This window comes from Erwinia sp. INIA01, from assembly GCF_025947915.1.
In the GTDB taxonomy this organism is placed as follows: Bacteria; Pseudomonadota; Gammaproteobacteria; order Enterobacterales; family Enterobacteriaceae; genus Erwinia; species Erwinia coffeiphila.
This window is the reverse complement of record NZ_JAPDNC010000005.1, coordinates 96,122-107,741: the sequence shown is the minus strand read 5'-3', so window position 1 is coordinate 107,741 and position 11,620 is coordinate 96,122. Positions and strand designations below refer to the sequence as shown.

Below are 11,620 nucleotides of genomic sequence, written 5' to 3'. Positions count from 1 at the left end.
GAACTCATGAAAAAATCATCCACACGCCCGGCCTGGAGCCTGACACTGGCGCTTGAGCCGCGCATGATGTTTGATGCCGCTGCGGTCACCACCGCCGCCGACGTGGCCGACGCTACCGCCGTTGCCACCACCGCACCGGTCGCCACCGCTACGCCGGCCAGCGATGCGGTGTTTAGCATTGACGCTTCCGGCACGCCGGGTGCCGACGTGCACCTGTTCAGCAACGCCAGCGTATCGGCGGACAGCACCGGCCACGAAATCAGCAAGCTGACCATCAGCGTCAATACCAGCGGCAGCAACCAGGCGCTGGTGATTGACGGTACGGCGATTACGCTGACCACCACCGGCGCTTTTGGTGAAACGGCCAACAGCCACTACTCCTATAGCGTGGCGATTGCCGATAACACCACCACGATAACGCTGTTTCTGACCAATGCGGGTACTGTGACCCCCGATGCGGTGGAGAGCCTGATTAACGGTATCAGCTATCGTGCGCTGGACGGTGAGGTGGGTAACGGCACCGTCACCGTGCGGCTGGGTAACCTCAGCGACGTTGACGGCGATACCACCGATCTCGACATCAGCAGCACGGTGACCATCGATAACGATAAAAACCTCGCGCCCGAAGTGGACAGCAGCGGCGATCTGACGCTGCTGGACGATCTCACCGTGTCCGACCTTGCCGACGGCGCGAATGCCGTGAGCTATTCGCCGGACGGTGCATTCGCCTACGTCGCCAGCAGCAAGGGAAGCGTGGTGGTTTACAGCGTCTCCGACAGCGGCGTGTTGACCAAACTGCAAACCTTTAGCGACACGGCGAATTTTGCCGTGACCAGCGGCATGGCGGTGGGCGATAAGGCGGTTTATCTGCTGAACGTGGTGCCGAATGAAGGAGGATACGGCTCGACCAGCGCAATCATCACCCTGACCCGCGCCGCGGACGGTACGCTGACCTTCGCCAGTAAAGAAGCCATCGGCGATACGCCGACCAATATGGCCATCAGCGAGGATGGTAAACAGCTGTATATCAGTTCGGATGTGAACGGGATTTATATCTACGATATCAATGCCCAGGGCGCACTGACCTTTACCTCTCGTCTTACCACCAACGTTGACCGCCACGCGGGATTGACCTCGGTGGGCGACTATGTGTTTGTGATGAACCCCGGCGGCGAGTTTGAAACGCTAACCGTGCTGAAACGCGTGACCAAAGATGGCGTGAATACGCTGGAAGAAGTGACCAATACCACGGTCACCTCGACGCGTGATTTCACCTATCAGTATCAGGTGACCGCCAGCAGCGACGGCAGCGTGATTTATACCCTGAATACCAACAACGGCAAACTGATTGCCTGGAGCTTCAACGGCAGCGTTTTGACGCAGATTGAAAGCCGCACCATTTCCTCGGCGAAAGACGTGGTCATCAGCAGCGACAACACTTTGCTGTACGTTAGCACTAGCAGCGGCGAGTTGTCGGTCTATGCCATTGCCAGCACCGGCGCGCTCACCCTTGTCAGCAGCCAGACCACCGGCGGCAGCACCGCGCTGGCCAGCAACGGCACCTCGCTGGCGGTGGTCGGCGGCAGCAGCGTGGAGGTGTATACCTCGCTGATCACCTATACCGTCGGAGGCAGCCCGGTGGCGGTGACCACCGGCATGAACGTCTCCGACAGCAACTTTGACGTGCTGAACAACGGCGCGGGCAACTATAAAGGCGCCTCGATCACCCTGACCGCCTCCGGCAGCAGCGACAGCCAGTACAGCTTCGCCAGCGACGGCGGCCTGACCCAGCAGGGCAGCCAGCTGCTGCTGAACGGCAGCGTGATTGGCACCGTTGCCGCCAGCGGCAATACGGTGAAAATTACCTTCACCGCCGACGTGACCACTGCCACCGCCAACCAGGTGCTACAGCAGGTGATGTGGGCGACCACCGGGACCAGCAGCGCGCTGGTGACGCTCAGTGTGGTGGTCAATGACGGCCAGCTGAACAGCAACACCGGCACCGTGCTGCTGCGTGTCAACACCAGTCCGCTGCTCAACCAGGAGGTTGTCGCCGGTTATACCCTGCCGCAGGCCACTACCGAGACGGACTACTGGCTGGAGCTGCCTGCGCTGTTTAGCGATGCCGACGGCGAAAACCTGATCTGGAGTGTCACCGGCCTGCCGGACGGTCTGACCTTTAATGCCGAGACCCACACGATTTCCGGCTCCACTACGGCAGTCGGCACGTTCAGCATCACCATCAGCGCGAAGGACAGCACCGGTGCCTCAGCCAGCCTGACTCTGTCGCTGGCGGTCGCGCAGATTGATAACCGTGCGCCGCAAACCAACTGGGACGCCAGCAGCCAGCTCAGCTCGGCGGTGGTCAACGAGTCGTTCACCCTGAAGCTGGACACCACGCTGTTTAACGATGCCGATGCCATTTACGGCGATACGCTGACGTGGACGGTGGAGGGCCTGCCGGAAGGGCTGACCTTCGATGCAGAAACCCTGACCATTAGCGGTACGGCGACCTCGCTTAGCGATAACTACCTGACCATTACCGTCACCGATAAGTCCGGCGACAGCGCCAGCCGCGATATGACCCTGCGGGTGATTACCGCCGATGAAGCCGCCAACACCACACCGACGCTCGGCCCGCAGTCCAGTTCGCTGATCTACACCAGCGAAGGCGGCCTGTCGGGCTATGGTTATTATGTCGATGCGATCAATCTTTCCGACGATGGCACCAGCCTGGTGGTGATCGGCGGCACCAGCACCAACTGGGGCGGCACCATTTACGTTAGTGTGTACAGCCGCGATACCAGTACCGGCGAGCTGACACTGCAAAAAACCTATACCCAGGGCAGCGTCAATGACGGTAACGACGCCAACGGTATTGAAATCGACGGTATTCAGGGCACCACCCAGTCGGCCTTCTCCGCCGATGGCAACACCCTGTATCTGTCCGGCACTAACAGCAGCGGCAAAGCGGTGCTCCAGGCATTTACTCTCGGCGACGACGGTTCGCTGACGCTGATTTCTGGCGCGGAAATCGGTGCCACGGCAGTGAAGCTGGTGGTGTCCGATGATGGCAGCAGCGTTTACGCGGTGAGCGCCAGCGGGCTGTACCGCTACAGTGTGGATGCCCAGGGCAAACTGACCGCACAGGAAAGTTTTACCGGGCTGAGTAGCGCACTGAGCATGAGCCTGGACGCCAACGGTACGCTGTACGTCATCAGCAGCACCGGCAACATGAGCCTCTATAGCACCGACAGCAGCGGCGTATTGAGCTATGCCGGGAAGCTGACCCGCGATGGCACTGCGCTGACCTGGACCGATAAAGACGGCAACGCCAGCAGCGCGGGCACGCTGGGCTCCAGCAGCGGACTGAACGGCACCTTTACCCAGATGTCGGTTTCCGATGACGGTTATGTCTATGTGGTGACCGGCACTAACGGCTATCTCACCGTGCTGCATTACGATGCGGCGAACGGCAGCATGAGCCTGATCTCGTCAAAATCTGTCAGCTCCGAGGTCGGCGGTTTCCCGATGTCGGTGACGGTTTCCGCCGACGGTACGGCGCTGTACGTTGGCACCAATGCGGCCAGCCTGGCCGTGTACACCATCGGTGAAGATGGCAGCCTGACTTTCCGCAATACCATTCAGGGCGACGGGGCGATGATTGCGGTGGCGGTCTCCGCCGACGGAAAATCGATTTACGGCGGTTCGCGCTACTACAAGAGCGGCCTGCGCTCATTCGACAGTTCAACGGATCTGGTCTCCGTGGCGTGGACCGAACGCGGCAGCAGCGAGATCGCCAGCCAGCTGGTGCTCGGCGACGTCGACTATGATGCGGCCAACGGCGGTGCGGGCAACTACAACGGCGCCACCATTACGATGGAACGCGAGGGTTGGGCCAACGCCGACGACAGCTATAGCCTGAAAGAGGGGAACGGGCTGACGCTGGAGAACGGCAATATCCTGCTCAACGGCACCGCCATTGCCAGTTTTACCGTCAGCGAAGGTACGCTGACCGTCACCTTTACTGCCGACGTCACGACCGCCGTCGCCAACCAGGTTCTGCATCAAATCAGCTGGCAGAGCACCAGTAAAGCACCGGGCAGTACCCTGACGATGGTGGTCAGCATCAGCGATCCCTGGACGACCGCCAGCCAGTCGGTGAAGGTCAACATCACCCAGATTAACGACGCGCCGGAAGCCAGCAGCCAGGCGACCGACCCGACCTATCGCGACACCAGCGGCAGCACGCTGGTGTTCAGCAACACGGTGGTGGATACCATCGAAGACGGCCAGAGCATCGTACAAATCACCCTCAGCGTCAGCGGACTGGTAAGCGGCGAGAGCGATTATCTGGTGATTGACGGTAAAAATGTCCTGCTGGCCGACGGCGTTCGCGTGCTGACCGACAGCAATATCGTGGTCACCGTCAGCGTCACCGACGGCGTGGCCTCGGTTACTATCGTCAGCGACGCGGGCATCAGCGCCGAAAAGGCCCAGACGCTAATCAACACCCTTAGCTACGGCAACCCGGATGCCTATCTCGGTAGCCGCGAAATCGTGCTGACCGGCATCAAAGACAACGGCGGCACCGCGCTCGGCGGCAGCGACAGCACCGATCTGGATATCCATTCGGTGATTACGCTACAGGCGCAGGACGCCGGTCCGCAGCTCAGTTCACCGGATAGCGATAAGCTCAGCTGGGCCGGAAGCCTCAGCGAAGTCAGCGGCCTCGGCACGATTACCCAAAGCGTGCTGTCGGATGACGGCACCAGCCTGTACGTTATCGACAGCAGCGGCAAGATTGCGCTGTTCAGCCGCGATACCGCCACCGGTGCGCTGACCTGGCTCGGCAACATGGACAGCGGGCTGGGTAAAATCGACAAGATCGCCCTGATTGATAACGGCAGCAAGCTGGTGATCAGCACCAGCGGTGTGCCCGAGGGCGGATCTGACGATGACTACAACTACAGCATTAATACCTTCAGCATCGGCGCGGACGGCACGCTGACGCAGGACGACAGGATGGAAATGTGGGATATCAGCTCGGTGCTGGTCTCCGGCGACGGCCTGACTATCTACGTGTATAACCAGAGCGGTCTCAGCGCGATCGCCATCGATGCCGAAACCGGCAAGATGACCAGTCTCGGGGATGTCGAAGCCAATGCCTTCGATCCGCCGCATCTGTGGCAGCCGGTGGCGCAGGCAATCAGCGGCGATTATCTGTTTATCGTCACCGATCCGGTATCCAGCCAGTTCCCCAACGCCATTATCGTCTACCAGCGCCAGGCTGACGGTACGCTGGCGCTGCTCGGCGCGGTCTTCGATCAGGACACCGACGCCAGCGGCAGCAAGCTGTCCATCGACTCACCGTCGGCGATTACCGCCAGCGAAGACGGTAGCCTGATCTATGTCGCCACCAGCAGCGGCCTGCAAATCTTCAGCCTGAACCAGAAGAGCGGCCAGATCGTGCAGACCGGCGTGATGAGCGATATCAGCGGCGTGACCGCGCTGGCGACCAGCAGCGACAGCCTGTACGTCACCCTGAGCGACGGCACGTTGCAGGTTTACAGCATCGGCAACAGCGGCAAGCTGACCCTGACCTCCAGCTGGAGCAGCAGCGAGTACGCGGCGCTGAATGGCGCAACCAAAATTATCACCACCAGCGACGGTGGGGTGATCGTCAGCGGCAGCCAGCTCGCCAGCCTGATTACCGTGGTGGAAGAAGTGCGCTACACCGTCGGCAGCGGCGCGGAGCTGAACTTCAGCAGCGACGTGACGCTGAAGGATAAAGCGCTGGATCTGCTTAACGACGGCAGCGGCAACTACGGCGGGGCGAGCGTGACCGTCACCGACAGCAGCGGGCTGGGCAGCTTTGCCTTCACCGCTGACAGCGGCCTGACGCTGAACGCCGACGGCCAGGTTGTGGATAACGGTACGGTGATTGGCAGCTTCAGCCAGCACGATGGTGTGCTGGTTGTGACCTTCGCCGACGGCGTCAGCAGCGCCACCGCCGGGCGGGTGATTAGCAGCCTGGTCTGGAACAATGCGGACAACAGCACTGGACGCACGGTGACACTGTCACTTATTGTCAGCGACGGTGAGTTGACCAGCGGTGCCTGGCAGCAGGCTGTCACCATTAACCACGCGCCGCAGAGTACCGACGTCAGCTATCAGCCTGCGGTGATCACCCTTGGTACGGCGTACACCGCCACGCTGCCACAAGGGATGTTTACCGATGCTGATAACGACACGCTGAGCTGGAGCATCAGCGGCCTGCCGGACGGGATCACCTTTGATGCGGCCACCCGCACGCTGAGCGGCACCGCCACCTCGGCAGGGGTCTATTCCCTGACCATCACCGTGACCGACGGCGACGGTGCCAGCGCGACCCGCCAGCTTGAACTGCGGGTGAATACCACGCCGGAGTTGGGCACGGGCGAAACCAGCTTCAGCGTCTCGTCCGGTACGGCCATTAGCGTGGCGCTGGCCGATACGCTGTTTACCGACGCCGACGGCGATGCACTGACCTGGCAGGCGGATAACCTGCCTGCGGGACTCAGCTTTGATGCCGAAACCCACACGCTGAGCGGCACGCTGCCGTCCGGGCACTACACCCTGACGCTGACTGCGACCGATGCCTGGGGTGCCAGCGTCAGCCGCACGCTGGTGCTGCTGGCTAACCGCGCGCCGCAGGTCACCGACGCGACCTTTACCCCGGACCAGCCGATTGCCGGCATCAACTGGCAGCAGACGCTGCCCGCGGATCTGTTTAACGATGCCGATGGCGATGACCTCACCTGGAGCGTCAGCGGACTGCCGGACGGGCTGAGCTTTGACGCCGACAGCCGCACCCTCAGCGGCCGCGCCGCCACAGACGGCAGCTACCTGATTACCGTTAGCGTCACCGATCCTTACGGCGGCGTGGCCAGCCGCACCTTTACGCTGACTATCCAGCCTGCGGGCGCGGGAGTCTCACCGGTAGTGATGACCCCGGTCACGCTGTTCCCGCAGGCGGACGGCGATGCTGAACGCTTTATCTGGCAGGAGCGCGAGCCGGAATTTATCCCGGTCAGCGCCGAGGCACCGCGCGATCCGCTGGTGCTGAGCGATACCCCGGTGCTGGCCAGCGGCCCGCTGGACTACCAGGCCACGCCGTGGCAGCTCGATCCGCTGATGCCTGCGCTGATGCCGACGCTGGAAAAAGTTAACTTCACGTCCCGCACTGCGGATAACCCGGCGCTGGCGCGCGCCACAACATGGCGCGGTGAATGGCACGACGGAGGCAACGGTCAGCTGGTCTATGCGCTGCCGCCTGGCCTGGCGGGGCGCGGCGGCATTGTGTCGGTTCAGCTGGCCAACGGTCGCCCGCTGCCGGAGTGGATACGCTATGACGCTGCGCGCAGCGAACTGCAGATTAACGCCGCCGATGCCGGCCGCGTTGGTCAGGTTCAGCTGCGTCTTGAGCGGGCAGGAGGTGCGCCGGCGCTGCTGTTAACGCTGCACGGTAGTGAGTCTGCGCGTGCGGCAGCGGAAACCAGCGAACGGTTCCTGATACCGACCACCGGGGTACGCGCACAGACGCAGCCGGATGTGGCCTTTAATCAGGGTGTATCACACTCGCTGAATGCCCTGCGCGGCGACGGCGACGATTTGCTCCAGGCGCTGAATGCGCTGGCGCGTGACTAACAGGGATTTAACTTTATAAATGAATAATTTCAATACGATGGGAACGCTTTCAGTGACTCACTTTACCTCTGTTTCTGCACCAGTACAGGCGCCGTTCAGCGCGCCGCGTCGTTTAAGTCTGGCCGTCGCGCTGGCCTGCTCTCTGCTGGCCGGATGCGCCGTCACCCCCGAGGCAATGACCCCCGCCGAGCAGGTGACCCAGGCGATGACCGACCGCACCCAGATGTTCAGCGATCAGGAACCGGTGCGCGGCAACATTACCCTGGATGAAGCGATTGCCCGCGCGCTGAAGTACAACCTGCAGCAGCGCGTGGCGCTGATGGAGCAGGCGATGCAGGACGATCTGCGCAGCGTGGCCAGCCTGGATATGCTGCCGAAGCTGGCGGCCCGTGCCGGGCTGCAAACCCGCGACAACGTAGCCGGTTCCAGCAGCCAGTCGGTGACCACCGGCCAGCAGTCGCTGGAATCGTCCACCAGCCAGGATCAGACCACTCGCACCGCCGACCTGACCATGAGCTGGAACGTGCTGGACTTCGGTATCAGCTACGTTAACGCCCATATGCAGGCGAATAAAACCCTCGCCGCCGAGGAGCGCCGCCGCAAAGTCGTGGCGGATATTACCCGTCAGGTGCGTACCGCCTGGTGGGAAGCGGCGACCGCACAGCGCCTGAAGCCGGAAGTGACCCGTGCGCTGGGCGAGGCGAAACGCTCGCTGGAGTACGCCCGCGCTACCGAACGTGAGCGCCTGCTGCCGCCGGTAGAATCCCTGCGGTTCCAGAAAAATATGCTGGAAATGGTACGCCAGCTGGAAGTGGTGGACAGCGACCTGGCGCTGGCGAAAGCCCGCCTGTCGTCACTGATGAACCTGCCGCCGGCCAGCGACTTCAGTCTGGTGGTGCCTGCTGAAAGCAGCATGGTCGCACCGAAGATGAGCTACACGCTGGGCGATCTGGAAAATATTTCCATGGTTCGCCGCCCGGAAATCCGCGAGGAGAGCTACGAAGCGCGCAATGCGGTGCTGGAAACCCGCCGCTCGCTGCTGCGCCTGATGCCGGGTGCGACGCTGTTTGCCGGGGTGAACGGCGACAGCAACAGCTACCTGGTGAACCACGGCTGGGCCTCTGCCGGGGTGCAGGTCAGCGGCAATCTGCTGAACGTGCTGGCGTGGTCGTCAGTGAAGCGTGCGGGCGAGTCGGCCGAACAGGTGGCGGAAGCCCGTCGCCAGGCGATGCGCATGGCGGTTATGGCGCAGGTTAACGTCTCCTGGCAGGAGTACCTGAGCAGCGTGCAGATGTTTAACCGCTATCAGGAACTGGCGCGCGTGCAGCAGGGTATCTACCAGCAGACCGATCTTAGCTACCGCAACCAGGCCGCCACCCAGATGGAGCAGATCCGCGTCAGCACCGAAACCATTCTGACTACCCGCGCCCGCGACCGCAGCTTTGCGGTGATGCAGAACGCGCTGGGCAGCATCTGGCAGGCCGCCGGTCTGGATATTCTGCCGGACCGCGTTAAGGACACCAGCCTGGCCGCGCTGAGCAGCAGCATTAACAGCACCAGCAAGCAGATTGAAAACGGCGCGATTGCCGTGCCTGCACTGGGTGCACCGACCGGTAACGTGACCACCGCCGCGCCTTCCGCCGCGCTGCTGGCCGCCAGCCGTCCGGCACCGGCCCCGACGCCTGCACAGCAGGCTGTGAGCAGCCAGCCGTACGCGGTGAGCTCAGGCAATATGTGGGACAGCTACAGCTCCCTGTCCGGCGGTGCGCAGTGATGAGCAAAAAACGGGCGTATCCGCTGCTGCTGGCGCTGATGATGGTGTGTGCTGACCGCGCGCTGGCGGAGGATGCGCCGCCGGAACCGGTGCGCGTCCAGCTCAGCGCGGTACAGCAGACCACGCTTTCCAGCGGCATTGCGGCGCGGATCAATACGCTGACGGTGAAAGAGGGCGATCGGGTGAAGCAGGGTGCCACCCTGCTGAGCTTCGACTGCACCATGCTGAAAGAGAAGCTGAACTATGCCAGCGCCAACGAACAGGCGGCGCGGAAAAAGCTGGCGGTGGCGAACCGGTTGGATCGCCTGAACTCAATTAGCGTCTCGGACGTTGAGCAGGCGCGTTCGGCGGTGAGCATGGCGCAGGCGGAAAGCGGCGTAAACCGGGCGATGCTCGACCGCTGCGTGCTGAAAGCGCCGTTCTCCGGCCGCGTGACCGAAACGCTGGTGCGCAACTGGGAAACGGTGCCGGAAGGCAAGCCGCTACTGACGCTGTACGACGACAGCGCCTTTGAGCTGGAAATGATTGTGCCGTCGCGCTGGCTGCGCTGGCTGAAAGCCGGCACGCCGTTTACCGTGGCGCTGGATGAAACCGGGAAAAGCTATCCGGCGAAAATTGTCCGCCTCTCCTCGGCGGTCGATCCGGTCAGCCAGTCGGTGAAGGTGTTTGGCCGTATTGAAGAGAAGGGCGACGGCCTGCTGCTGCCTGGCATGAGCGGCGCGGCGCAGTTCAGCCTGCCTGCCACCTCCGACACGGCGGCGCAATGAGTGAGATGAACCACGCTGCGGCAGCGGAAGGGCATCTGCGGGCGCTGAGCGAGCTGCTGCGCCTGCAGGGACGGGTGCGTGAGCTGGCCAGCAGTGACGAACTGGCCTTCTTTATGGTCAATGAAACTCATCGGTTGACGCCCTACCGCCAGGCGCTGCTGTGGGACGGTGCCAGCGGCAGGCTGCGTGCCGTTTCAGGCATCGCCGCTCCGGACGGCCACGCGCCGTTCAGCCAGGAGATGGCCCGGCTGTGTTCGCGCTGGCAGCAGAGTTACAGTCAGCCGTCGCGGCTGGATGCCAGCGTGCTGGACCCCGCCGACCGTGCGGTGTGGCAGGAGTACCTGCCCGCGTACGGGTTGTGGCTGCCGCTGCCTGCCGCCCAGGGCGAAACCGCACTGGCGCTGCTGCTGCTGCGTGAAACGCCGTGGCAGGACGGCGACCTGCTGCTGCTGAAAGAGCTGGGCGGTGCCTTTGGTCACGCCTGGTTCGGCCTGAATAACCGACGTGGCGCTAAACGGCAGAAGCCGAAGCGCGGTAAAGTGATTGCCGCCTGCGCCGTGCTGCTGGCGCTGATGCTGATCCCGGTGCGCCAGTCGGTGATTGCACCGGCGGAGGTGGTGGCGCATCGCCCGGCGCTGCTGCGTGCGCCGCTGGCCGGGGTGATTGATGAGATCCTGGTGCGGCCCAATCAGGCGGTGAAGCAGGGCCAGGCGCTGGTGCGGCTGGACTCCCGCGAATTTCAAAATCAGCTGGAAAGTGCCAGACAGCAGTTTGCCGCCAGCGACGGTGAATATCGCCAGGCCCAGCAGCAGGCACTGAGCGATACCGATGCTAAAGCACAGCTGGCAGTGCTGGCCAGCCGCCGCGAGCAGGGGCGCACTGAAATGGCCTTCCTGCAGGCGCAGCTGGCGCGTACCGAGCTGGTCGCCCCGCGCGACGGCGTGGCGATTTTTGATGACGTCAGCGATCTTACCGGCCGTCCGGTGGCGGTCGGCGAGAAAATAATGCTGGTGGCCGATCCGGCGGACAGCGAACTGGAGATCCAACTGCCCGCTGCCGACGCCATCGCGCTGGCACCGGGTGCCGACGTGCGGCTGTTCCTCAACGTTGCGCCGGATAAATCGGTGGCCGCTACGCTACAGCAGACCGGCTACCGGGCGGCGCTGACGGCGGAAAATATTATGGCCTACCGGCTGCGCGCCGGATTCAGCCAGCCGGACCCGCTGCTGCGCGTTGGGCTGAAGGGCAGTGCGAAAATCTACGGCGAACGCACGGTACTGATTGCCTGGCTGCTGCGTAAGCCGTGGTCGGCGATGCGCGTCTGGCTGGGAGTATAACCGTGGGGGCTTCTGTAAACGGCACTGCGGCGGGTTCACACCCGGATTCTGAG

4 protein-coding genes are annotated in these 11,620 nt (G+C 62.8%); all 4 read left to right on the top strand.

The window, feature by feature from the left end; all coding sequences use genetic code 11:
* Positions 1 to 6 precede the first annotated feature (6 nt).
* The 4 genes from OMR58_RS10625 to OMR58_RS10610 are packed head-to-tail and all read left to right on the top strand — an operon-like array spanning position 7 to position 11,567.
* Entirely contained in the window at positions 7 to 7,689 is a 7,683-nt protein-coding gene (locus OMR58_RS10625; protein ID WP_264545881.1) for a beta strand repeat-containing protein, read from the top strand.
* Between the two features lie 19 nt (positions 7,690 to 7,708).
* Complete coding sequence (locus OMR58_RS10620; protein ID WP_264545880.1) at positions 7,709 to 9,463, top strand: TolC family protein; 1,755 nt, start codon at positions 7,709 to 7,711, stop codon at positions 9,461 to 9,463.
* Positions 9,464 to 9,501: 38 nt separating this feature from the next.
* Complete coding sequence (locus OMR58_RS10615) at positions 9,502 to 10,230, top strand: efflux RND transporter periplasmic adaptor subunit (protein ID WP_264546047.1); 729 nt, start codon at positions 9,502 to 9,504, stop codon at positions 10,228 to 10,230.
* On the top strand, positions 10,227 to 11,567 hold the full coding sequence (locus OMR58_RS10610) for an efflux RND transporter periplasmic adaptor subunit (protein ID WP_264545879.1): 1,341 nt from the start codon (positions 10,227 to 10,229) through the stop codon (positions 11,565 to 11,567). The genes OMR58_RS10615 and OMR58_RS10610 overlap by 4 nt, the downstream gene beginning before the upstream one ends.
* Positions 11,568 to 11,620: the final 53 nt, after the last annotated feature.

Bases quoted from the DNA above. Each gene is read 5' to 3' on its own strand.
- OMR58_RS10625 (WP_264545881.1), top strand. From the start codon at position 7: ATGAAAAAATCATCCACACGCCCGGCCTGGAGCCTGACACTGGCGCTT.
- OMR58_RS10620 (WP_264545880.1), top strand. From the start codon at position 7,709: ATGAATAATTTCAATACGATGGGAACGCTTTCAGTGACTCACTTTACC.
- OMR58_RS10615 (WP_264546047.1), top strand. From the start codon at position 9,502: ATGATGGTGTGTGCTGACCGCGCGCTGGCGGAGGATGCGCCGCCGGAA.
- OMR58_RS10610 (WP_264545879.1), top strand. From the start codon at position 10,227: ATGAGTGAGATGAACCACGCTGCGGCAGCGGAAGGGCATCTGCGGGCG.